Origin of the sequence: Sphaerisporangium rubeum, from assembly GCF_014207705.1 — a bacterium.
GTDB lineage: Bacteria > Actinomycetota > Actinomycetes > Streptosporangiales > Streptosporangiaceae > Sphaerisporangium > Sphaerisporangium rubeum.
This window is the reverse complement of the sequence record NZ_JACHIU010000001.1, coordinates 4,045,193-4,068,693: the sequence shown is the minus strand read 5'-3', so window position 1 is coordinate 4,068,693 and position 23,501 is coordinate 4,045,193. Positions and strand designations below refer to the sequence as shown.

The 23,501-nt window shown below is 72.0% G+C and carries 16 protein-coding genes; 12 read left to right on the top strand and 4 right to left on the bottom strand.

The window, feature by feature from the left end; genetic code table 11:
• Positions 1-34: 34 nt before the first annotated feature.
• The 3 genes from BJ992_RS17515 to BJ992_RS17505 all read right to left on the bottom strand — a co-directional run bounded on the left by BJ992_RS17515 (position 35) and on the right by BJ992_RS17505 (position 5,424).
• Positions 35-1,501, bottom strand: coding sequence for a sensor histidine kinase (locus tag BJ992_RS17515; RefSeq protein WP_184982319.1), 1,467 nt, complete (start codon positions 1,499-1,501; stop codon positions 35-37).
• Between the two features lie 480 nt (positions 1,502-1,981).
• Positions 1,982-3,844, bottom strand: coding sequence for a flavin monoamine oxidase family protein (locus BJ992_RS17510; RefSeq protein ID WP_184982317.1), 1,863 nt, complete (start codon positions 3,842-3,844; stop codon positions 1,982-1,984).
• A gap of 194 nt (positions 3,845-4,038) precedes the next feature.
• Complete coding sequence (locus BJ992_RS17505; protein WP_246496683.1) at positions 4,039-5,424, bottom strand: tannase/feruloyl esterase family alpha/beta hydrolase; 1,386 nt, start codon at positions 5,422-5,424, stop codon at positions 4,039-4,041.
• Between the two features lie 382 nt (positions 5,425-5,806).
• Between BJ992_RS17505 and BJ992_RS17500 the strand changes: the two genes are divergently transcribed.
• The 10 genes from BJ992_RS17500 (at position 5,807) to BJ992_RS17455 (ending at position 17,041) form a co-directional block, all read left to right on the top strand.
• Positions 5,807-6,565, top strand: coding sequence for an ABC transporter ATP-binding protein (locus tag BJ992_RS17500; RefSeq protein WP_184982313.1), 759 nt, complete (start codon positions 5,807-5,809; stop codon positions 6,563-6,565).
• Positions 6,552-7,265: an ABC transporter ATP-binding protein gene (locus BJ992_RS17495; RefSeq protein WP_184982311.1), complete on the top strand. Its 714-nt coding sequence runs from the start codon at positions 6,552-6,554 to the stop codon at positions 7,263-7,265. The genes BJ992_RS17500 and BJ992_RS17495 overlap by 14 nt, the downstream gene beginning before the upstream one ends.
• 38 nt (positions 7,266-7,303) lie before the next feature.
• On the top strand, positions 7,304-8,551 hold the full coding sequence (locus BJ992_RS17490; RefSeq protein ID WP_184982309.1) for an ABC transporter substrate-binding protein: 1,248 nt from the start codon (positions 7,304-7,306) through the stop codon (positions 8,549-8,551).
• 59 nt (positions 8,552-8,610) lie between these two features.
• The gene (locus BJ992_RS17485; protein WP_184982307.1) at positions 8,611-9,474 is read left to right on the top strand and encodes an ABC transporter permease subunit; all 864 of its coding nucleotides are present in this window, start codon (positions 8,611-8,613) and stop codon (positions 9,472-9,474) included.
• Positions 9,471-10,484: an ABC transporter permease subunit gene (locus BJ992_RS17480; protein ID WP_221474871.1), complete on the top strand. Its 1,014-nt coding sequence runs from the start codon at positions 9,471-9,473 to the stop codon at positions 10,482-10,484. The genes BJ992_RS17485 and BJ992_RS17480 overlap by 4 nt, the downstream gene beginning before the upstream one ends.
• A gap of 58 nt (positions 10,485-10,542) precedes the next feature.
• Positions 10,543-11,322 (top strand): 3-hydroxybutyrate dehydrogenase, encoded by a 780-nt coding sequence (locus BJ992_RS17475; protein WP_184982305.1) that lies wholly within the window; start codon positions 10,543-10,545, stop codon positions 11,320-11,322.
• 46 nt (positions 11,323-11,368) lie between these two features.
• Complete coding sequence (locus BJ992_RS17470; RefSeq protein WP_246496682.1) at positions 11,369-13,264, top strand: helix-turn-helix domain-containing protein; 1,896 nt, start codon at positions 11,369-11,371, stop codon at positions 13,262-13,264.
• Between the two features lie 45 nt (positions 13,265-13,309).
• Complete coding sequence (locus tag BJ992_RS17465; protein WP_184982301.1) at positions 13,310-14,737, top strand: PQQ-like beta-propeller repeat protein; 1,428 nt, start codon at positions 13,310-13,312, stop codon at positions 14,735-14,737.
• 197 nt (positions 14,738-14,934) lie between these two features.
• Positions 14,935-15,669: a hypothetical protein gene (locus BJ992_RS17460; RefSeq protein ID WP_184982299.1), complete on the top strand. Its 735-nt coding sequence runs from the start codon at positions 14,935-14,937 to the stop codon at positions 15,667-15,669.
• A 334-nt stretch (positions 15,670-16,003) separates the two neighbouring features.
• A complete protein-coding gene (locus BJ992_RS17455) occupies positions 16,004-17,041 on the top strand; it encodes a substrate-binding domain-containing protein (RefSeq protein ID WP_184982297.1) in 1,038 nt (345 codons plus the stop codon).
• A 17-nt stretch (positions 17,042-17,058) separates the two neighbouring features.
• On the opposite strand, the gene BJ992_RS17450 is transcribed toward BJ992_RS17455, so the two are convergent.
• Positions 17,059-20,130 carry a BTAD domain-containing putative transcriptional regulator gene (locus BJ992_RS17450; protein ID WP_184982295.1) on the bottom strand — a complete coding sequence of 1,024 codons (3,072 nt, stop codon included), beginning with the start codon at positions 20,128-20,130 and terminating at the stop codon, positions 17,059-17,061.
• Positions 20,131-21,179: 1,049 nt separating this feature from the next.
• Between BJ992_RS17450 and BJ992_RS17445 the strand changes: the two genes are divergently transcribed.
• Together BJ992_RS17445 and BJ992_RS17440 are read left to right on the top strand one after the other, a co-directional pair.
• Complete coding sequence (locus BJ992_RS17445; RefSeq protein WP_184982293.1) at positions 21,180-21,515, top strand: hydroxyisourate hydrolase; 336 nt, start codon at positions 21,180-21,182, stop codon at positions 21,513-21,515.
• An 85-nt stretch (positions 21,516-21,600) separates the two neighbouring features.
• Positions 21,601-23,379, top strand: coding sequence for a 2-isopropylmalate synthase (locus BJ992_RS17440; protein WP_184982285.1), 1,779 nt, complete (start codon positions 21,601-21,603; stop codon positions 23,377-23,379).
• Positions 23,380-23,501 lie beyond the last annotated feature (122 nt).

The window sequence follows — 23,501 nt, the reverse complement described above, 5'->3', positions numbered from 1 at the left end:
AGAATTTGCGGGTTTGCCACATTGTAAAGCGCGATCAGCCATGGACGGGGGAGGATCGCGCGTCCGCTCCTCCTCCCTCCTCGGCGGAGCGGGGTTCCGGCGCGGCGAGCGGCAACCGCAGGATGAGCCTGGCGCCGCCGAGAGGCGACGCGCACACCCCGATGGTCCCGCCGTGAGCGCACGCGACGTCACGGGCGATGGCGAGGCCGAGGCCGGTGCCGCCCCGGTCACGGCTGCGCGCCGAGTCGAGCCGGGTGAAGCGCTCGAACACCCGCTCCCTGTCCTCTTCCGCGATCCCTTCGCCGTCGTCGTCGACCACCAGTTCGGCGTGATCCCCGTCGCGCCGGACCTCGACCAGCACGGTGCTCCTGGCGTGCCGCTGCGCGTTGTCCAGCAGGTTGGTGACGACCCGGCCGATCTGCGTGTGGATGGCGTCGATCAGGACCCCCGGGGTCAGCGCCAGCCGTACCCCCGGCCGTCCGTCGTGCCGCGACAGCTCGGTACGCACGATGGCCGCGAGGTCGGACCTCTCCCTGAGCTCGGGACTGGAGGCGCCGACCCGGGCGAGCAGCAGCAGGTCGGTGATGATGGCCTGCAACCGGTCCACGTCGCGCAACGTGCGGGTCACCAGGTCGTCCAGATCGGTCTCCTCGGGGTGGAGCTGCGCCTCCTCCAGTTGGGCCCGGATGCCGGCCACGGGGGTGCGCAGCTCGTGGGAGGCGTCGGCCGCGAACCGCCGCTGCTGGTTCAGCGCGTGCTCGGTGCGCAGCCGCGCGGCCTCCAGCCGCGCCAGGGTGCTGTTGATGGTGCGGGCCAGCCGCGCGATCTCGTCGTCACCCTCGGGTTCCGGCACGCGGCTGCTGAGGTCGTTGACGTTGATGGCGGCGAGTTCGGCGCGGATGGCCTCCACCGGCCGCAGTGTGCGGCCGGTGACCTTCCACGTGGTGGCCACGGCGAGGAAGAGCAACATGGTCCCTTGGGTGGCGAACAGCGAGTCGATGGCGCGCGTGGAGGTGTCGGAGGCCGCGGGCCGGCCGGCGTAGACGACGCGGGAATCGGGTTCGGTGGTGACGCGTTCGGCGGACAGCCGTACGCACCCGACGCGGGTGTCGGTGCATGTCCAGATGTCGCGCTCGGGGTCAGAGGGGTTCGGCCACACAGTGGAGAGCGGGGGCAGCCCCTTGGCGGCGGCGGAGGCCGCGACGATCCGGTGGTCCGGGCTGACCACCTGGACGAGGTCGATCCCGGGTGTCGTGGAGGTGATCTCGGGGGTGAGCCGGTTGAGGCGGTCGGCCGCCGCGGTGACGGACGCCTGCTCCCGCGCGTCTCTCCAGACGGTCTGCACCACCGACTGCCGCGCGATCATGCCGGCCAGGATGCCGGAGGGGACGAGCAGGAAGACGGCGAGGAGGCCCAGCAGCAGCGTGATACGGCCACGGATGGACCGTGGCCCCTGCCAGGCCGGACGCCGTGCGGTGCGCGGGGGTGATCTCCGCGTCATAGGGTCACCTCACGGGCTGGACATGAAGGTGGTCGGCCGCCGACGACGGAAAGCGCTTTCCGCAGCCAGGGCTGCCAACATGCCACCGGCGTCCCACTGGTACCGGCGGACGCGCCGGGACGGCCGGCGCGACCGCAGGCGAGCGCTGTACGTCGCCACGGTCCCGAGGGCCGCAGGCGGTCCACCTGCGCGAAAATGTACGGCATACCTATTGAAAATAGCACCTGACCTGCGTGTTCCTTAGGCCGAGACCCCGCCTTTGGCCGATCCGGTACGGATGATGAACGATCTGTGTACCGCACATGGAACGCCGTCCCCCCTGCCGGCCCGGAGGAACTGGTGGCGGCGCCGGCCGCCGCGGCTCCGGGCGGCGCGGAGCCGGTCCGCCACCAAAGGGGAGGGCCCGGGGTCAGGACGAGACCCTGGAGCGGCGCCGAGATCGAGACCGTGCGGTGCCCGTACGCCGCGGAGGGCCCGGTGTCAGGAGGAGACCTCGAGCGCGGCGCGGACCGCGGACTCCAGTGAGCCCTCGATCCAGGCGTGCTTGAGCGAGGTGTGCTCACCCGCGAAGTGCAGCGGCCCCTCCGCCACCGGGACGGCCGGGTGGATCTCGGTCATCTGCCCCGGCGTGAAGACCGCGGCCTCGCCGAACGCGTACCGGTTGCGCAGCCAGCTCTGCGTCTGGCCGTGGCCGGTGTAGAACTCCGCGATCCTCTCGCCGTGCACCTCCTGAAGGCCGCGCAGCGCGTAGGAGTACCGCTCGCGGTCGTCCATCGAGTCCCAGCGCGCGGCGTCGTCGGCCCAGACATAGCTCGCCAGCACCACCCCGCCCTCGCTCCCCGGCACCCGGTGCGAGGGGTAGTAGGTGAACCGGTTGGCGTTGTCGGCCACCGAGCCGCCGCCGGTCACGTGCGTGGCGGGGCCGGGCCGGTACCGGGAGCCGAGCTCGCGCTTCCAGTCCTCCTCGGCGAACTCCCACCAGCGCCTGCGGAACTCCAGCAGCACCTTGGTCGCCGAGTCGTAGTGCAGCTCCATGATCGCGCGGCGCTTGGCGTACGACAGGGCCGGGGAGATCTCGACGTGCCGCAGCGCCGGGAACGGGATCGTGATGATCGCCACGTCGCCGCGGAACGTCTCGGCGCGCCGCTGCGGCGCGGACACCGACTCGTCGCTGCCACGCTCGCTGACCGTGTCGACGCGCACCCCGCCGCCGGAGGTCTCGATGCGCACGGCCCTGCGGTCCAGGTGGATCTCGTCGTGCAGCCCCGGCTCCAGCCGGTACGGCAGGGTGCGGCTGCCTCCGGCGAGCTCCCAGTAGGTGGCCGCCGGGTTGACCAGGCTGCGGGTGAGGAAGGTGTGCATGAACGCCAGCGGCAGCCGAGAGGTGAGGTTCTCGATGGTGCCGATCGCGTCCACCGCCGCGTCGCTCAGCTTGGCGTGCTCGGTCAGGAAGCGGTGCATCGAGTAGCCGTCGAAGTCGTACAGCACCCGGGCCCAGCCCTTGATCAGCTCCGGCAGCGGCTTGTCCACGCGGTGTCCGCCGCGCACCTCCGAGAACAGGTCGCGCACCGGGTCGAGCGCGTCGTCCAGGATCCGCGCGGCCGTCCTGCGGTCACGCAGGCCGAACGTCGCGTTGACCCGCCGCGGGTCCGCCGCGTACCGGTCGCGCCGCTGCTGGACGCCGTTGACCCTGATCCAGGTGTGGCCGAGCCGCGCGGGTGCCTCGAACGTGCCGCGCGGCGGGGCCGACCGCCACACCTCGCCGTGCCTGGACGTGTACACGACCGGGGGGATCGGGCCACGCGGCACGGCGCCGGGCCGCACGTCGACGTTGTAGAACGGCCGGCGCGTGATGCCGAGCTTGTCGACGAGCGCCAAGGTGAGGGGGTGGAAGTCGGGGATGCGCATCGCGCCGGCCTCGGCGTACTGCAAGGGGTCGGCGAAGCCGGTGGTGAAGGTCTTGATCCGGCCGCCGATGCGGTTGCCGTTGGCCTCGATGACGGTGACCCGGTGGCCGGCCCGCTTGAGCAGCGTGGCGGCCACCAGTCCGGCGATGCCGGCCCCGACGATGAGGACCCGCTTGGGGGAGCGGGTGCGCGGCAGGCCCTTGTCGATCAGGATCTCCAGCTGGCGCAGCTTCAGGTCCGTGCCGTCACGGTCCACGAGCAGCAGGTCCCGCGCGACGCGCAGGCAGGTGCGCCGGCGCGCCGGGTCGTGCGGCGCGAGCAGGGGGGCCTGCGGCAGGGCCGGTCCGGCGAGAGCGCTCGCGGGTGCGGCCAGGCCGGTGGCGAGGGTGCCGGCGGCGCCGAGCCCGGCGAGCCGGGTGAATCCGCGCCGATCCATCGTTGTCACGGTGATGTCCTCCTCGGGGAGACGAACACGTAGGGTCGCGATGCGACCACGCGTAGTCTCGGCCCGGGTGGAGGTGTCGTCGCGCGGCGCGCCACGCCGCGGAAAGCTGGCACCCCAGCCGGATCCGGCCGTCGGTCCCCGGCCGGACCCGGTTCAGGCGGCGGCCCTCGCGGGGCCGCTTCCTCTCATCCGGCGCTCAGGGAACAGGTGTTGGCCAGGTCGCCTGAGGTGGGCCGCGGCAGGGTGGCCCCGGCCGGCGGGGCCTGACCGCCGGAGGTCCAGGTGGCGAGCGCGGTGAAGGCGCCGCGGAAGCACGGCAGGATGGGACGCAGCAGGCCGGGGAAGGCGTCGTACAGCCCGTCCACGTGGTTGCCGCCCTCGACGCGGTAGTAACGGTGCAGCGCGGCGCGGCCCTGCTTGCGGATCAGCCCCGCGTACACGTCGGAGTCCTCGCCGATCGGCAGCAGCGTGTCCAGGGTGCCGTGCAGGGTGATCAGCGGCCGGCCGATGCGGCCGGTCAGCTCGATGCGCCGCACGGCCTGGCGCACCGCGGCGGGCCTGGCGGCGTAGTCGTAGTCGGCGTCGCAGGCCGGTGTGCCGGAGGCGCAGAACGGCGTGCCGGCCTCGGTGGCGCCGTCGAAGCCGGGGTCGAGCTCCTCGCGGTAGATGCGCTGCGTGAGGTCCCAGTACACCTTGTGGTGGTAGTCCCACAGCGGCTCCGACCCCGGCGCGAAGCCGGCCGCGACGATGGCGTCGTGCGCGGCGGGGTCACCGGTGGCCGCGTACTTCGGGTAGTGCCGCAGCGCCGCCGGCAGCGAGGTCAACAGGTTCGGCCCGTCGGCGCGCCACAGCGTGCCCTCCCAGTCCACGCCGCCGGTGTACAGCTCGGGATGGTTCTCCAGCTGCCACCGCACCAGGTACCCGCCGTTGGAGATGCCGGCCGCGTACGTGCGGCGCGGCGCCGTGCCGTACCGCTGCGCGACGACCGCTTTGGCGGCGCGGGTGAGCTGCGTGACCCGGTGGTTCCACTCCACGATGGCGTCGCCGGGCCGTTTCCCGTCCCGGTGGAAGTCGGCGCCGGTGTTGCCCTTGTCGGTGGCGGCGTAGGCGTACCCGAGGGACAGCACCCAGTCGGAGATCGCGAAGTCGTTGGCGTACTGGCGCCGCACCCCCGGCGACCCGGAGACCACGAGGCCGCCGTTCCAGCGTGCCGGCAGCCGGATGACGAACTGGCTGTCGTGGTTCCAGCCGCGGGTGGTGTTGCCGGTCGAGGTGTCGGGGAAGTAGCCGTCGATCTGCGCACCCGGCACCCCGGTGGGGTTGACCGCGCCGGCCGGGGTCAGCCCGGCCCAGTCGGCCGCGACCGAGTGTCCGGAGGCGACCGTGGCCGAGGTGGTCAGGTCGTCCAGGCAGGCGGACACCTGTCTCTGCGCGCCGGGGACCTTGATGTGGCCGAGACGGCCGCAGGCGGACGCGGCGGCGCCTGGTGCGGGGCCGAGCAGGCACACGACGGCGGCCACCGCCGTCGCCGCGCCGAGCACCCCTGCGGGCCGGCGTCGGATGGAAGGCATGAGAACTCCTCGTGGGGGGACTGCCGCCATGGTGTCCACCGCCGGTGAGCCGGGCCACGTCCCCCGTCGCCACAATCGACGGGGCCGATGTGTCGCCGCGGCCCATGCCGGGCCCCGGCCGGTGCCGCCACTCAGGGACCCGCCGTGCGCCGGACGCCGTGCCCGGTGCCGTACGTGGGGGACCCACATGCGCCGGCCATGAGATGCGTGTTGCCTCGCCGACCTGGGCTCTGTGTGTGCAGAAGTCATGGTCGGCCGATGGAAAGTGTGGTCGGTCCACATGGAACCTTGTTCCGGTCTCACCTAGTGTCCCCGGCACGACGACATCGTCCGTTCACCCCGGGGTGATCTGGACGAAACCCATCGAGACGAGGAGGCCCCCATGGACGGTCCGGTCCTGTGCGCACGGGGTCTGACCAAGGAGTTCCGCGGCTTCCGCGCCGTCGACGGCGTCGACCTGGACGTCGCGGAAGGCAGCGTGCACGCGCTGGTCGGCCCGAACGGCGCGGGGAAGACCACGCTGTTCAACCTGCTGACCGGCTTCCTCACCCCCACCGCCGGCCGTATCACGCTCGGCCCGCACGAACTGGCCGGCCGGCGGCCCGAGCAGGTCGCGCGGCTCGGCGTCGCCAGGTCGTTCCAGATCACCAGCCTGTTCCCGCAGATGACCCCCCGTGAGCACGTCGAACTGGCCCTCGCGGGACCCACCGGCGTCACCTGGCGGTTCTGGCGCTCGGACCGGCTGCTCGACCGCCACCGCGCACGCGCCATGGACCTGCTCGGCGAGGTCGGGCTGGCCGGTCACGCCGCCACTCCGGCCGGCACCCTCGCCTACGGCCACAAGCGCGCGCTGGAGCTGGCGCTCGCCCTGGCCCTCGACCCCAAGGTGCTGCTGCTGGACGAGCCGACCGCCGGCATGGGGGCCGAGGACGTGGACCGCACCGTGGAGCTGATCCGCGCGGTACGCGCCGGCCGCACCGTCGTCATGGTCGAGCACAACATGAACGTCGTGGCCGGCCTCGCCGACCGGGTGACCGTGCTGCAGAGCGGCCGGGTGCTGGCCGAGGGGCCGTACGCCGAGATCCGCCACGACCCCCGGGTCGTCGCCGCCTACCTGGGAGACGCTCATGCCGAGGACTGACGCTCCGCTGCTGTCCACCCGCGGCCTGTCCGCCTGGTACGGCGAGGCGCAGGTCCTGCGTGAGGTGTCGCTGGAGGTCGGCGAAGGCGAGATCGTCACGCTGGTCGGCCGCAACGGCGCGGGGAAGACCACGCTGCTGCGCTGCCTCATGGGCCTGCAGGCCCGCTTCGCGGGAACCGTGGAGTTCCTCGGCGCGGACGTCACCCGGCTGCCGGCGCACAGACGCGCGCGGCGCGGCCTCGGGTACGTGCCGGACGACCGCGGGGTGTACGCCACGCTCACCGTCGAGGAGAACCTGACGCTGCCCCCCGTCACCGGCCCGCGGCCGTGGCCGCTCGCCAAGGTGTACGAGACCTTCCCCCGGCTGCGGGAACGGCGCTCGTTCCCCGGCACCAAGCTGTCGGGTGGCGAGCAGCAGATGCTCGCGCTGGCCCGGGTGCTGCGCACCGGGGCCCGGCTGCTGCTGTGCGACGAACCCACCGAGGGCCTGTCGCCGCTGATCGTGCGGCAGATCGGCGACATCCTGCGCGAGGTCAGGCGCGAAGGCGGCACCGTCCTGCTGATCGAGCAGAACGTCCACTTCGCCGCCACCGTGGCCGACCGCCACTACCTGATCGCCGAGGGACGGGTCGTGGAGTCCCTCGACAACGACCAGATGCGGGCCAGGGAGCACGAGCTGCTCACCTACCTCGGCATCTGACCCCCGCTTCGACGAAGAACCGGACAGGAGAACAGCACATGAGAGCTCTGGGCCGAGCGGCCGCCGCCGTGGCCGCGGCAGGAGTCACGATCGCCGGGTGCGCCGGCGGACCCGGCGCCGGGGGGAGCGCCGGCGGGATCAGCGACGGGAAGGTCGTGCTGGCCGTCCTGAACGACCAGTCGGGGATCTACGCCGACCTGTCGGGCAAGAGCAGCGTCGAGGCCGTCAAGATGGCCGTCGCCGACTACAAGGCCAAGTACGGCGACAAGGCCGTCGCCACGGACGTCGAGGTGCTGTCGGCCGACCACCAGAACAAGCCGGAGGTCGCCAACTCCAAGGCCCAGGAGCTGTACGACCGGCAGCGCGCCGACCTCATCCTGGACGTGCCGTCGTCGGCCGCCGCGCTCGCGGTCGCCGGTGTCGCCAAGGCCAAGAAGAAGATCTTCATGGACATCGGCGCCGCCACCACCGAGCTGGAAGGCGCGCAGTGCAACAAGTACACCTTCCACTACGGCTACAACACGTACATGCTGGCGCACGGCACCGGCGCCACGGTGACCAAGGACGGCGCGAAGAACTGGTACATCGTCTACCCCGACTACGCGTTCGGCCAGGACATGCAGAAGAACTTCACCGCCGCCGTGCAAGGCGCCGGCGGCACGGTCGTGACGAGCGACCCGGCGCCGTTCCCCAACGACAACTTCTCGACGTTCCTGCTCAAGGCCCCCGGCCTGGACCCGAAGCCCGAGGTGCTCGGCACCATGCAGGCCGGCGGTGACCTGGTCAACCTGGTCAAGCAGTACAACGAGTACAAGCTGCGCGACAAGGGCATCGGGCTCGCGGTCGGGCTGATGTTCATCACCGACATCCACTCCCTCGGCCCCGACGCGCTGGCCGGGACCAAGTTCACCGAGGCGTGGTACTGGAACGGCTCGCCGGAGAACCGCGCGTGGGCCGACAAGTTCCAGAGCGTCGCCGGCAAACGGCCGAGCTTCCCCAACGCCGCTAACTACTCCGCGGCCCTGCAGTACCTGGAGGCCGTGCAGCGCGCCGGCACCGACGGCGCCGACGCGGTGGTGAAGCAACTGGAGGGCCACACGTTCGAGGACGTCTTCGCGCGCAACGGCAGCATCCGCGCGCAGGACCACCTGCTGCTGCACGACGTGCACCTCGCGCAGGTCAAGCCGTCCGCCGAGGTCACCGAGCCGTGGGATTACGAGAAGATTCTCAGCACCATCCCCGCCGACCAGGCGTTCCAGCCGGCCGACCCGGCCTGCAAGCTCTGATCCCCCTCCCGGCGCGCCACCGCGAGGCGGCGCGCCGGGGCTACCCCTCGGAGGTCACCGTGCTCCAACAGGCGTTCAACGGCCTGGTCGGCGGCGCCTTCTACGCCATGCTCGCCCTCGGCCTCGCCGTCATCTTCGGCATGCTCGGCGTCGTCAACTTCGCCCACGGTGCCTTCTACATGCTGGGTGCGTTCGGGTCGTACGTGCTGCTCGACTCCTACGGCGTGAACTTCTGGGTCTCCCTGGCCGTCGTGCCCCTGGCGCTCGGCCTGGTCGGCGTGCTGCTGGAACGACTGTTCGTCCGCAGGCTCACGCCGCTGGACCCGCTGTACAACTTCCTGTTCACCTTCGGCCTGGCGCTGATCCTGCAGGACCTCGTCAAACGGAGGTACGGCGTGCAGTCCCAGCCGTACCCGAGGCCCGCGCTGCTGGACGGCACGGTGGACCTCGGGCTGTTCACCTACCCCGCCTACCAGGTGTTCGTGCTCGCGGTGTCGCTCGTGCTGTGCGCGGCCGTGTGGCTGGTGCTGACCCGCACCCGGGCCGGCATGATCGTGCGCGCCGCCACCGAGCGGCCGGAACTGACCCGCGCGCTCGGCGTGGACGTCGGCCGCTGGGTGACCCCGGTGTTCGGCTTCGGCATCGCGCTCGCCGGGTTCGCCGGGGTGCTCGCCGCACCCATGCGCGCGGTCAACCCCCTGATGGGGGCCGACCTGATCATCACGGTGTTCGCGGTGGTCGTCATCGGCGGCCTCGGGGCGATCTTCGGGTCGGTGACCGCGGGTTTCGCGATCGGGCTCGTCTCCGCGCTCGGCAACCTGTACGTCCCCGCGTTGTCGCAGACCATGGTCTTCATCCTCATGGCCGCCGTGCTGCTGTGGCGGCCGGCCGGCCTGTTCGGACGCGAGGAGGCGCTGTCGTGATCCTCTCCCGGCTGGCCGCACGGCCGCTCCTGCTCGCCGCCGGCCTGGTGGCCGTGCTCGCGCTCCCCTGGATGATCTACCCGCCGGTCGCGCTGGACATCATCTGCTGGGCCCTGTTCGCCGCCGCGCTGGACCTGTTGCTCGGCTTCACCGGCCTGCTGTCGTTCGGCCACGCCGCGTTCTGGGGCTCCTCGGCGTACGTCGCGGGGCTCCTCGCGCTGCGCGCGGGGCTGCCGTTCCCGCTGGCGGTGCTCGGCGGCGCGCTGTTCGCGGCGGTGCTCGCCGTACCGGTGGGGTACCTGTCGGTGCGGCTGCGCGGCATCTACTTCGCCATGGTGACGCTGGCGTTCGCTCAGATGATCTACTTCGTGGTCAACCAGTGGCGCGATCTGACCGGTGGCGAGAACGGCCTGCAAGGCGTGCCGCGCGAACTGGCCGGTCTGGACCTGTCGGACTCGTTCGTCTTCTACCACGCCGCGCTTCCGCTGGTGCTGCTCGGCTTACTCGCGGCGTGGCGGATCGTGCGGTCGCCGTTCGGCCGCGTGCTGATGTCGGTGCGCGACAACCCGGCGCGCGCGCAGGCGCTCGGTTATCCCGTGCAGCGCTACAAGCTGCTGGCCTTCGTGCTGTCGGCCCTGCTGTCCGGTCTCGCCGGCGGCGTGTTCGCGCTCGGCCACGGCTTCGCCTCACTGGAGAGCGTCTACTGGACCACCTCGGGGCAGGTCGTGATGATGGTCGTCCTCGGCGGCATCGGCACGCTGTGGGGCGGCGCGCTCGGCGCGGCCCTCGTGGTGCTGCTCAACGACTACCTGGTGACGTCCGGCTTCGAGGGCATCGGCATCGTCACCGGCACCATCTTCGTGATCATCGTCTTGGTGTTCCGCAGAGGGATCTGGGGAACGGCGCGCCACCTGGTCCAGGACCGGGCCAGGCGGCCGGGAGGACCGCCGTCCGCCGCGGGTGAACCCGACGGCGCTCCCGCGCCGACCGGCGTCGGCTCACCGGTGTGACGGCACGGCCGGCACCTCTCGACGATCGCGTTCCCGTACCTCTCTAGGAGCATCAGCCGTGGTTTCAACGAGCGTGACCGCCGAGGCGGAGGCCGGCCTCACCGGCCGCCGGGCCTTGGTGACCGGTGGCGCGGGAGGCATCGGGCTGGCCTGCGCGCGCCGGCTGGCCGGCGCGGGTGCGCGGGTCGTCGTCGTGGACGTCCGCGCGGACCTCGCACGGCAGGCGGCTGCGGAGATCGGCGGGGAGGCGATGGCCGCCGACCTGACCGACATGGCGGCGGTGGAGTCGCTCGACCTGACCGGCGTGGACATCCTCGTGAACAACGCCGGGTTCCAGCACGTCGCGCCGATCGAGGACTTCCCGCCGGAGACGTTCGCCGCCATCACGCGGATCATGGTGGAGGCGCCGTTCCGGCTGCTGCGCCGGGTGCTGCCCGGCATGTACGAGCGGGGCTACGGCCGGGTGGTGAACATCTCCTCGGTGCACGGCCTGCGCGCCTCGCCGTACAAGGTGGCCTACGTGACCGCCAAGCACGCGCTGGAAGGCATGTCCAAGGTGGTCGCGCTGGAAGGCGCGCCGCACGGCGTCACCTCCAACTGCGTCAACCCCGCCTACGTCCGCACGCCGCTGGTGGAGCGGCAGATCGACGACCAGGCCCGCGTGCACGGTCTCGCGCCTGAGCAGGTGGTGCGGGACGTCATGCTGGCGCCGGCCGCCATCCGCCGTCTCATCGAGCCCGGCGAGGTGGCCGAGGCGGTGGCGTACCTCTGCTCCCCCCAGGCGTCCATGATCACCGGGGCTTCGCTGACCATCGACGGCGGCTGGACGGCCCACTAGCGCGGGGGACCGGGGGCGATCTGTGACCAGGGGGACAATGAATCCCATGACCTGCACCGTCTTTCTCGACCTGCTCGCCAGGGAGGCGCCGCCGGTCGAGTTCGAGGCCCCGCTCGTCGAGGCACGCGCGGCCGGCGCGGCGCCGGAGGTGCTGGCCGAGCTCGACCGGGCCAAGGTGGCCGCGCTGCGCGTGCGCGCGCTGCTCGAACACCGCGCGAGGCGCGAGGCCGAGCTGTCAGCGCTGTTCGAGACGGCCGGCGACCTCGCGGGTCTGCGTGACGTCGGCGCGGTGCTCGAAGCCATCGTCCGCAGGGCCAGACGGCTGCTGCGCGCCGACATCTCCTACATGACGCTGCACGACCCGGACAAAGGCGACACCTACATGCGGGTCACCGACGGCTCGGTGTCGGCGGCGTTCCGCGGGCTGCGGCTGCCGATGGGGGCCGGGCTCGGCGGCCTGGTCGCGCAGACCGGCCACCCGTACGCCAGCCCCGACTACTTCGCCGACGAGCGGTTCCGGCACCGGGCCCACATCGACATCGCCGTCAAGGAGGAGGCACTCGTCGCCATCCTCGGGGTGCCGATGCGCCTCGGCGCGCAGATCATCGGGGTGCTGTTCGCCGCCAACCGCAGCGCGAGGCCCTTCGCGCAGGAAGAGGTCACGCTGCTCGGCTCGCTCGCCGCGCACGCCGCCGTGGCCCTGGACAACGCGCGCCTGCTGGAGGAGACCCGTACCGCGCTCGGCGAGCTGAGCGCCGCCAACCGGCTCATCCAGGCGCGCAGCGCGGCGGTGGAACGCGCGGCGCAGGCCCACGACCGCATGACGGGCCTTGTGGTGCGCGGCGGCGGGGTGGAGGACGTCGCGGCCGTCGTCACCGACATCCTCGGCGGCGCGCTCATCGTGCTCGACGCCGACGGCCGCCGGCTCGCCGCCGTCGGGACCGTCGGCGACCTGGACGAGGCGGAGGTCGCCGAGGCGGCCGCCGCCTCGCGCGGACTCGGCCGCACCGTGCGGCGCGGCGACCTGTGGGTGACGTCGGTCGCCTCCGGCACCGAGATCCTCGGCACGCTGGTGCTGCGCGCCGCCGGCGAGGTGTCCGGCACCGACCAGCGCATCCTGGAACGCGCCGCGCTGGTCACCGCGCTGCTGCTGCTGTTCCGCCGCACCGCCGCCGCGGCCGAGGGCCGGGTCCGCGGCGAACTGCTCGACGACCTGCTCACCGGTCGCGACCTGCGCTCCGACGCGCTGTACGGACGCGCACGGCTGCTCGGCGTGGACCTCGACGCACCCCACGTGCTCGTCGTGGCCCGGCACGGCGCCGCCGACCAGGCGTCGAGCGGCCGCACCGCCTTCTGGGCCTCCGCCGACGCCGCCTCCAGGCACGGACTGGTGGCCGCGCGCGCCGAGGAGACCATCCTGCTGCTCCCCGGCGAGGACCCCGGCGCCGCGGCCCGGCGCGTGTCACGCGAACTCGGCGCCGCGCTCGGCATCCCCGTCACCGCCGGCGCGGCCGGCCCGGTCCGCGGCCCCGCCGCCGTCGCCGCCGCCTACGGCGAGGCGTGCCGCTGCGCCGAGGCCCTGGTGTCACTCGGCCGCGCCGGCGACGGCGCGAGCGCCGACGAACTCGGCTTCGTCGGCCTCCTCCTCGGCGGCGACCGCGACGTCACCGGTTTCCTCGACTCCGTCATCGGCCCCGTCCTCGCCTACGACCGCCGCCGCGGCACCTCCCTGGTGCGCACCCTGGAGACGTACTTCGACTCAGGCGCCGCCCTGACCCGCACCGCCGAACGCCTCCACATCCACGTCAACACCGTCACCCAGCGCCTCGACCGCGTCACCCACCTGCTCGGCGACACCTGGCAGACCCCCTCCCGCACCCTGGAGATCCAGCTCGCGCTCCGCCTCAACCGCCTCCAGCCGCGACCGCGGCACCCCGGCTGACGAGAGATCGATAATGCCGCGCGCGGCGCGGCGTCCCCTGCCACAATGCCTCTGACTCACCGCAGCACCGATCGCGCCTCCGACCTGTCCGGGCCGCCGGCGCCGGGTGAGAAGGGGGACGGGGTGGAGAAGGACCGATTACCCCGAGACGACGGGGAGAGATCACGCGGACCCGGCGTCTCGCGACGCACGTTGACGGCCGGCGCCGTCGCGATCGCGGCCGGAGCAGGCGGCCTGGTGCTCTGGCGCTCGCGCACCGGCACACCGGCCACGCCGCCGACCGGCACAGGCCCTGCCGGGGGTACCGGCGGTACCGGCGCAGGTGAGATCATGTGGCCGGTCAGGGCCCGGATCAGCTATCTGGGAGACATCCTGGTGCCGGTCGGATCGGCGCTGTGCTTCGGCGAGGACTCCGGGGTGGTCCGGGCCGTGGACGGCCGGACCGGCGGCCCGCTGTGGCGGTTCCAGGAGGCCGGTTCGCGACCGGCGACGATCACGACGGACCTGGTCGCCGGCGACGGCCGCGTGATCGCGTGCCTGTCCCGTGGTGACTCCGCCGCCACGATCGTCGCACTCGACGCGGCCACCGGCCGGCCGCTGTGGCGGCATCAGGTGAGCGCGGCCGTACCGACGATCCACGGTCGCGGCGGACTGCTGCTGTACACCGGGGAGTCATCTCTCAGCGCGTTGAACGCCGCCGACGGGTCTGCCGCGTGGACGCTGCCGCGGCCCGGCACGACCTTCGTCGAGTTCGCGGGGCCGCTGGCCGCGGTCTCGCACGACCACGGGCAGGCGATGACCGTGCTGCGGCTCTCCGACGGGCAGCCGGTGTGGGACCGCGACTTTCCCGGCGCTTCGGGGGTGTTCACTCGTTCTCTGGACCAGGCCGTCCTCGTGGCCGCGTCCTGGCCGGAGGCCACCGAGATCAGCGCGCACCGGGTGCGCGACGGCCGGCGTCTGTGGAGCAGGCGGTGGCGCGGCTACGTGACCCCGGCCGCCGTCGACCGGTCGGTGCTGGTCACCACCGACCTGGACCGGCTGCGCGGCCTTGATCCGGTCACCGGCGCGACCCGCTGGACCCTGCCACGGCACACCGGCGGCGGCCCGCAGACCTGGATCGCCGGCGATCTCGTGGTCACCTCACTGATCGCGCGCCGCGCCGACGGCCGGTTCGACCTGCTCGGCCTGGACCGGCGGACCGGCCGGGTCAGATGGACGCTGCCGCTGCCACGCCGGTTCGACGCCGGCGTCGTCGGCGGCGGGGTGCTCTACGCGACGACCGACGACGACCGTAACCACGTGACCGCCGTGGACACGGTGAGCGGTACGGAGCTGTGGACCACGACGGTGCAGCCGGGAAGCAGGCTGACCCTGGCGCACGGGCTCCTCTACGCCTACTCGGGCTACACCGACCCCGGCGGTGACCGGATCCAAGCCCTCGACATCGCCACCGGAAGGGTGATCGAGCGATGAGGCGCAGGTCTTCTGGCGACGGCCCTGACAGACCGGCCACGCACGGAGCCGGACCGGCCGGTGGGGCCGGCCGGGCCGGGGAGACCGCAGGTGGCGACAGCCATGCCGGTGGTGCTGTCGCCGGGGCCAACGGTGCCGACGGGACCCGGCGGGATCGTCGGGGAGAGGGATGGTTCTCGCCGGGCACGCTGCTCGCCGTGGCCGCGCTGCTGGTCAGCCTCGTGTCGCTGTACTTCGCCTGGTCGGCGGATGTCAGCGCGCGGCGCGCGGCGGACGCGGCGCAGGCCGAGACCGACCGGCATCCCCTGCTGGAGATCGCGTCGGTCGACGTCGCGGTGGTCGGCGGGCTGAGCGGGACCGAGAAGGCCGGCGAGCGGACCAGCCGCGTCACCGGCGCGCGGGGTGCCGTCGTCGACATATCGCTGCGCAACAGGGGAAGCGGGGAGGCGTACGTCACCTCGGCGACGGTCCTCGTGCAGCGCGTGAACCGGTTGCAGGGCTGCTCCCAGTTGGGAGGGCCGTTGACGGTGGAGGCGGACTACGACGTCGCCGTGCCGGAGGACATGCAGATACCGGGGACGCTGACCAGGGAGACACGTTTCCTGGTCGAGTCGGGCCGGCACGGCCGGTTCACGCTGACCGTCGGCCCGGAAGGTACGACCGATGTCGACTCGCCCTGGCTCGCCGTGGTCGGCGTCACCCTGCACGAGGCGGAAGGCCGGGACCTGGCGCTCCCCACGATCGCGCTCGTCGTCCCCGGCGGAGGACGCGGGATGACGCTGGACGGCCTGCGGTGGCGTCTGCCGCGGACATCGGACATCCGGTGCATGAGAGGCAACGCGTCCGTCGTCGCCGAGGTCACCGCGCTTCCCGGAGTGGTCGTGCCGAACGAACTCGCGGCGCTCGACCGAGCGCTGGCCCGGTATCGCTGAACCTCCGGAACGCTGGAGCTCCCACGTCGGCCGGGTCGTCCCCGTGGGATCTCGTGCCGCCGCACCTCCTCAAGACCGTGCTGGCTGCAAGAATGCGACCGAGTTGCGTAATATTTCCAACAGGTTACGTGGTCATGCCGATGGCTGCAGTCTCCCGCGGCGCAAGGCCTTGCCGTCGGCCGGATCGGATGGAGAACCGTCGCCGTACCTGGCTGGGACGTGAGGTGCCGCCGGTCGGGGAGTGGTCAGGCGGCAAGGGCTTCTCGTCGACGACGGTGTCTCGACTGTCCGACACTGTCAGTGGTTTGCGTGTTTCTTGCCTTATGATGTCAGTGTGACGCGTCGACTTGCGGAAGTGGCGAAGAAGGTCGGGGTCAGTGAGGCCACGGTCAGCCGGGTGCTCAACGGCAAGCCCGGGGTGTCCGAGGCCACGCGGGCCGCCGTGCTGACCGCGCTCGACGTGCTCGGGTACGAGCGGCCCACGCAGTTGCGGGGGGAGCGCGCGCGGCTGGTCGGGCTGGTGCTGCCGGACCTCGGGAACCCGATCTTCCCGGCGCTCGCCGAGGTGCTCGGCGGCGCTCTCGCGCAACGCGGTTTCACGCCGGTGCTGTGCACGCGCACCGCGGGGAGCCTGTCGGAGGCCGACTACGTCGGCATGCTGCTCGACCAGCACGTCTCCGGCATGGTGTTCTCCGGTGGCAACTACGCCGAGGCCGACGCGCCGCACGACCACTACCATCGCCTGCGTGAGCTGCGCCTCCCCGTGGTGCTGGTCAACGCCGCCACCGAGGACCTCGGCTTCCCCTGCGTCGCCACCGACGACGCGGTGGCCGTGGAGCAGGCGTACACCCACCTGACGTCCCTCGGTCACGAGCGCATCGGGCTGGTGATCGGTCCGGAGGACCACATGCCGTCGCGGCGCAAGCTCGCCGCGTTCACCGCCGCCGCGCACCGGGCCGGCCTGCCGGCGGGGCCCGGCCTGGTGGAGCACAGCCTGTTCTCGCTGGAAGGCGGCCAGGCGGTCACCACCCGCCTGGTCCGCGACGGTGTGACCGGCGTGATCTGCGCCAGCGATCCCCTGGCGCTCGGCGCCATCCGCGCCGTGCGCAGGCTCGGCAGGTCGGTGCCGGGGGACGTGTCGGTGGTCGGCTTCGACGACTCGTCCTTCATGAACTCCACCAACCCCCCGCTGACCACGGTGCGCCAGCCCATCGAGGCGATCGGCCGCGCCGCCGTGACGCTGCTGGTCAGCCAGATCGACGGCGGCTCGGTGAACCCCGAGGAGCTGCTGTTCGAGCCCGAACTGGTGGTCCGGGGCTCCACGGCGCCGGCCCCCGTCCCGTCGCGCGCACTGAGCGCCGCGGCGGGCTGACACGAGGGCCGCCGGGGTCAGTGGCCGTAGCGGCGCATCAGGTGGGTGAGCTGGTCGCGGATCTGCGCGGCCACCACGGGGTCGAGCTGGTCGGTGAGACCGAGGCCCCTGCTGAGAGCGTCGCGCGCGGCGTCGTCGTCGCCGAGTTCCTTGTGCGCGTCGCTCAGGGTGATCAGGGTGCGTGCCTGTTGCAGCGGCATGTGCATCTTGGCGAACAGAGCCAGGGCCTGTTCGTAGTACATGACGGCCTGTGAGGCGTCCTCCCTGTTCATGCACAGCTCGCCGAGGGCCAGCAGCACGCGGGCCTCGACGAGCTGCTCGTTGGAGGTGCCGGCGAGCATCAGCGACCTGCGCAGCGCGCTCTCGGCCTCGGCCGGCTCCCCTCGCCGGAGCCGGGCGACGCCGAGACCGTGCAGCACGTACGCCTCGCCGGTGGGGTCACCGATGTTGCGCACCACCAGCAGTGCCTCGTTGAGCACCTCCACCGCGAGCGCCGACTGGCCCGACTGGAGGTAGGTCTGGCCGATGCGGTGCAGCACCTGGGCCTCCACCCGGCGGCTGCCGCTGCTGCGGCTCAGGTCCAGGGCCTCGGCGAGCAGCCGTTGCGCACCCGGCAGGTCGTCGAACTCCAGGCGGAGCTGGGCCAGGTTGTGCAGGACGTAGGCCGAGGCCACCTGGTCGCCGTTGGCGCGGAAGATGTCCAGGGCCTGTCTGTAGTGTGCCTCGGCGTCGTCGAACCGGCCGCTCACCCGGTCGAGGAAACCGATGTTCCTGATCACCAGGGCGACCCCCTGGGTGTCGCCGATGTCGCGGAACAGCCTCACCGCCGCCTCGAAGTCGCCGCGCGCGTCGCCGAAGCGCTGCTGGGTGATGTAGAGCGAACCGCGCGAGTACAGCATGGCGGCCTGGCCGCGCTTGTCGTCCGCCTGCCGCGCCGTGGCGAGCGCGATCTCGTGGGTCTCGCGCCAGTCGTCCAGGTAGACCCGCGACTCGAACAGCGTCACCGAGCTGATCGCGAGGTCCCAGCACAGCTCCACGAACCCCGCCTGCGCCGCCTGGCGGATGCCGGACACCAGCGTCGAGCGTTCACGTTCGTACCACTGCAACGGGGAGGCGACCAGACGGTCCACCAGGCGCTGAGGCAGCGGCCAGCGCGGCGCGGAGCTGTGGATCTGCACGTAGTCGCCGCCGTACTCACGCCGGTGCGCGGCCTCGGCGAGGAACAGCAGCCCGCCGAGCACCCGCGCGAGGGCCGCGTTGCGTTCCTCGGGGGTCTCCTCGGCGGCCAGGCGTTCCCGCGCGAACACCCGGATCAGGTCGTGGAACCGGTACTGGCTGTGCACGCCGTGGCCGACGCCTGTGGTCTCGATGAGCTGCGCGTCGGCCAGGTCGTCCAGCAGGTCCTGCGCATCGGTGAGCGGCCGGTCGAGCAGCGCGGCGGTCACCCACGCGGAGAACACCTGGGTGTCGAGGATGGTCAGCAGGCGGAACAGTCGCCGCGCGTCGGCGCCGGCGCTCTCGTAGGTGAGGGAGATGCTGGCGCGGATCCCCATGTCGCCGTGCTTGAGCTCGTCCAGCCTGCGGGTCTCGTCCTCGAGGCGGTGCACGAGCTGCTCGATGCTCCAGTGCTGGCGGGCCGACAGCCGGGCCCCCGCGATGCGCAGCGCCAGCGGCAGGTGGCCGCACAACTCGGCCAGGGCCTCGGCCGCCTCCATCTCCGACCGCACCCGTTCGGCGCCGGCGATGCGGGTCAGCAGGTCCACCGACTGGTCGGCGTCGAAGGTGTCGACGTCCACGTGGGTGGCGCCGGCGAGCCCGGCGAGGCGGCTGCGGCTGGTGATGATCACACCGGACGCCGGGTTGCCCGGCAGCAGCGGCAGGATCTGGCTCTCGCTGCCGGCGTCGTCGAGCACGATCAGCACGCGGCGGTCGGCCAGCAGCGCGCGGTACATCTCGGCGCGCTCCTCCAGCCCGTCCGGGATGCCGGTGCCGGGTACGCCGAGGACCCGCAGGAAACGTTCGAGCACCTGCATGGGGCCGGTCGGCCGGGACGCGGCGCCGTGCAGGTTGGCGAACAGCTGGCCGTCGGGGAACCGCTCGCCGACGCGGTGCGACACGTGCACCGCGATCGTGGACTTGCCGACGCCGGGCTTGCCGACGATGACGACGATCGGCACCGCGAACCGTGAGCGCTCCTCTCCTGCCAGCATCAGGCGCTGCCGGATGTCGTCGATCTGCTTGGTGCGGCCGGTGAAGTCGGCGATGTCGGTGGGGAGCATGCCGGGGACGTTCGGCACCGTGAGCGGCGCGGACGGCTCCACCTTGGGTGGCGCGACGGGGAGGTCCAGGCTCTCGTCGGAGGTCAGTATCGCGTGTTCGAGCTGCTGGAGCCGCTCGTTCGGCTCGATGCCGAGTTCGTCGATCATCGTGCGCCTGGCGTCGCGGTACACCTGCAGTGCCTCGGCCTGGCGTCCCGAGCGGTACAGCGCCGTCATGAGCTGCCCCCGCAGCCGCTCGCGCAGGGGGTGCTCGTCCACCAGCTCGTTCAGCTCACCGACCAGTTCGTGGTGCCGGCCGAGGTCCAGTTCCAGCTGGACGCACTCCTCGTGCGCGGCGATGCGCTCCTCGGTGAGCCGGCTGGCCGCCGACTGCACGAGGCGGCTGTCGATGCCGTCGAGCGCCGGGCCGCGCCACAGCGCCAAGGCGTCCCTGTAGTGCTTGATGGCCTCGTTGGCGTTGCGTGTCTCTTTGGCGCGGCGGGCCCGTCGTACCAGGATGTGGAACTGCTGCATGTCGATCTGGTCGGGGGCCACCTGGATCGCGTAACCGAGCGACTGGGTGGCGATGAGGTCGGGGCTGCCGTTGGCGGCGAACAGGCGGCGCAGCGACGAGATGCAGATCTGCACCTGCGCGCGGGCCGTCGTCGGATGGTCGTCGCCGTAGATCGCCTCCATGAGCCGGCCGATGGTGACCACCCGGCCGGCGTCCAGCAGCAGCACCGCCAGGACGATCTGCTGCCGGATCCCACCCAGATCCAGTCTGCGGCTGCCCGCGGTCGCTTCAAGCGGCCCCAGAATCCCGAATTCCACCTGCGTCTCCTCGCCGAAAGCCCGGGCCCATCCGGAAGTTCGCTCACCCTCCGTGCGAGCATGTGACAGGTGCGTGGTTCCAGGAGATCCGCCTCCTTGGACATCGCCGTCGATCGGGCGGGCCGCCGTGCACGAGAATATTTTTGCGCATGGGTTACCCACGTGGGGCGATGTCCACTTATGTCGGGATCGTACTACTATACGTGTTTCCGGGCTACAGCATCCCCTGATGACTTTCCGACGTTCTCGCGCTGTTTGCCAGGCCCTCGCCATGACATCCCGCATTACAGGATGTATATAGCTCGATGTCCTACAACGGGTAGTTGATTCAGACTATTTCTGACGTGCGATGAGGCCGGAGACGGTGTGTCCCGGCCTCGTGGTGACGGTGAGGCAACGCCGCGTGCGCGGGGGAGGCCTCTACCCCCACGGAGTGTTGCCGCCACGGGCCGCGGCGGCCGGCGCGGAACCCGTCCCCCGGGAGGCGCGGATGGCGGAGCCGGCGAGGGGGAGGACACGGCTGCCGGGGAGAGCGCTCATGCTGCTGACCTCTTATCGAGTCGCGGACCGTGGATTTCTCAGCCGCTTCGCTGGAATGCCGTCACGCTATTGCGGCCCGCCATTCGCTCCTTATCGGATCGCTTCTCTCCTGCCATCGGCCCATCTCGTGACGATGGCGCCGCGTTATCCGGCGCGTCCGCCACGGCATCGGTGACCGCCTGCCTCCCGGGTGCGCGCTTTCGCCGGCGAAAGCGGCGCGAGCTGCGCGGACGATGGCCGGCGATAGCGGAGGGACGGCGGGGGATAGCGCGGCGAAAGTGCTTCGATAGAGCGTTGCGGCAGTCTCGGCGAAAGCCGGGACCGGTCGCCGTCCGACCTCTCCCCGTCCCGGCCCGTCAGGCGCGCCGGGTCGAGGACGCCGGGGGGAGGGCCTCCGCCGTCCGTGAAGCTCGCGCGCGCACCCGCGCGGCTCCTTTGGGGGCCACGCCGGGTGCGGTGGTCGTGGGACTGTCCGTCACGGCGGGCCGGCATGAGCGGGGTGTCTGTGGATGAGCATTAGCGCGCACGCGCTCGACGGCGTGTACGGCCGGTCGGCCGCCGGGGTGCGGGCCCGGCTGGAACGCGACGGGGGCGGCCACTGGCACGACGTGGCCGGCGGCGAGACCGACAGCGAGGGCCGCATCAGCGACTGGTGCGACGAGAAGTTCGAGCGCGGGCTGTACCGCATCGTCTTCGACAGCGACTACTACTTCGTCGGACTCGGCCTCACCGCGGTGTATCCCGAGGTGATCGTCACCTTCCGGATGAAGGACGAGGCCGACGACTACCAGATCCAGGTGATGTTCTCCCCGTACTCGTACTCGACGCATTTCCGGATCTCGTGACCGTGGTGTGCCTCCGGCCGTCCGCTCTGCGGTCCCCGCCCGCGGCGGGCCGCGCCGGCCGGCCGGGTCCAGAAGGGATCTGCCAGTGACAACCGAGAGCGACGCCGCCGCCGTACCGGGCCCGGCGTGGACGGCCGGGGCCCCGGCCGCGAGATACCGGCCGTTCGAGCCCGTCGGCCTCCCCGGGAGGCGGTGGCCGGACCGGACCATCGCGACAGCACCCCGGTGGCTGTCCACCGACCTGCGCGACGGCAACCAGGCCCTGGCCGCGCCGATGACCCCCGAGCGCAAACTCGCCATGTTCGAGCTGCTCACCGGCATGGGTTACCGCGAGATCGAGGTTGGCTTCCCCGTCGCGAGCCAGGACGACCTGGCGTTCGTGCGCGCGCTGATCGAGCGGGACCTGATCCCCGCCGACGTGCGCATCTCGGTGCTGACCCCCGCACGGGACGAGATGATCAGGCGCACCGTGCTGAGCCTGGAAGGCACGCGCCGGGCCACCGTCCACCTGTACAACGCCACCTCGCCGCTGTTCCGGAGAGTGGTGTTCGGCATGAGCCGCGACGAGTGCAAGGACATGGCGGTGCACGGCACCCGCCTGCTGATGAAGTACGCCGACAAGCTGCTCGGCGGCTGCGACCTCGGGTTCACCTACTCACCCGAGCTGTTCAACGAGACCGAGCTCGACTTCACGCTGGAGGTCTGCGAGGCCGTCATGGACGTCTGGCAGCCGGAGCCGGGCCGCGAGATCGTGCTGAACTTCCCCACCACCGTGGAGCGCTCGCTCCCCAACGTGTTCGCCGACCAGGTGGAGTGGCTGGACCGCAACCTGCCGAGGCGCGCCGACGTGTGCCTGTCGGTGCACCCGCACAACGACCGCGGCACCGGTGTGGCCTCGGCCGAGCTCGCCATGCTGGCCGGCGCGCAGCGGGTGGAGGGCTGCCTGTTCGGCAACGGCGAGCGCGCGGGGAACGTGTGCCTGGTCACCCTCGGGCTGAACCTGCTCACCCAGGGGGTCGACCCCGGCGTCGACTTCTCCGACCTGGACCGTGTGCGCCGCGTCGCGGAGGAGTGCAACGGCCTGCCGGTGCACCCGCGCCACCCGTACGCCGGCGACCTCGTCTACACGGCGTTCTCCGGTTCGCACCAGGACGCGATCAAGAAGGGCTTCGACGCGCTGGACGGCACGGCGGCCCGGCGCGGAGCGCAGCCGGCCGAACTGCCGTGGGAGGTGCCGTACCTGCCGCTCGACCCTCACGACGTCGGCCGGGCCTACGAGGCGGTGGTGCGGATCAACAGCCAGTCCGGCAAGGGCGGCGTGGCGTACGTGATGAGCACCCGTCACGGGCTCAACCTGCCTTTGGCGCTGCGTGCGGACTTCTCCCGGGTGGTACAGGAGCACGCCGACGGCGAGGGCGGCGAGATCTCGCCGGACGTGCTGTTCGGTCTGTTCCAGCGCGCGTACGTCGAGTACCCGGCGCTGCCGCTGCCGCTGGTCCTGTGCGCGGAGCCGGTCACGGCCGAGCTGCACCTGGACGGGGGCCGGCTCTGCCCGCCACCCGCGGCCGTGAAGGCGGCGAGGGACGCGCTCACCCGGTGGGGTGTCGAGGTGCGCGTCGTCCACCGTCCGCCGCCGGGGTCCCCGGCGGCAGGCGGGGACGGGGTCGTCGTCTACGCCGAGTGCCGGGTGCGGGGCCACGCGTTCTGGGGTGCGGGGATCGAGGACGACCTCACGGCGGCGGTGCTGTCCGCGGTGCGCTCGGCGGTGACGCGGGGACGGATGACGATCAACGGGCTGGACGTGCCGACGCCTCGGGGGAGTGGGCCGGCCGTGGTCGCGGGGCCGGTGATAGCCGGGCGATAAGGCACCGAAGGCGTGCCGACATACGTTGTCAATTGTCCGATAAGAGCTATTCATCCGACAAATACACAGCATCGGAAGGCACTGCGAGCAATGGTGAGAACGGCCCTGGTCTCCGCGAAAGA

Excerpts from the sequence above, each read along its gene's own strand:
- BJ992_RS17515 (WP_184982319.1), bottom strand. The coding sequence starts at position 1,501 with ATGACGCGGAGATCACCCCCGCGCACCGCACGGCGTCCGGCCTGGCAG.
- BJ992_RS17510 (WP_184982317.1), bottom strand. The coding sequence starts at position 3,844 with ATGGATCGGCGCGGATTCACCCGGCTCGCCGGGCTCGGCGCCGCCGGC.
- BJ992_RS17505 (WP_246496683.1), bottom strand. The coding sequence starts at position 5,424 with ATGCCTTCCATCCGACGCCGGCCCGCAGGGGTGCTCGGCGCGGCGACG.
- BJ992_RS17500 (WP_184982313.1), top strand. The coding sequence starts at position 5,807 with ATGGACGGTCCGGTCCTGTGCGCACGGGGTCTGACCAAGGAGTTCCGC.
- BJ992_RS17495 (WP_184982311.1), top strand. The coding sequence starts at position 6,552 with ATGCCGAGGACTGACGCTCCGCTGCTGTCCACCCGCGGCCTGTCCGCC.
- BJ992_RS17490 (WP_184982309.1), top strand. The coding sequence starts at position 7,304 with ATGAGAGCTCTGGGCCGAGCGGCCGCCGCCGTGGCCGCGGCAGGAGTC.
- BJ992_RS17470 (WP_246496682.1), top strand. The coding sequence starts at position 11,369 with ATGACCTGCACCGTCTTTCTCGACCTGCTCGCCAGGGAGGCGCCGCCG.
- BJ992_RS17465 (WP_184982301.1), top strand. The coding sequence starts at position 13,310 with ATGCCTCTGACTCACCGCAGCACCGATCGCGCCTCCGACCTGTCCGGG.
- BJ992_RS17445 (WP_184982293.1), top strand. The coding sequence starts at position 21,180 with ATGAGCATTAGCGCGCACGCGCTCGACGGCGTGTACGGCCGGTCGGCC.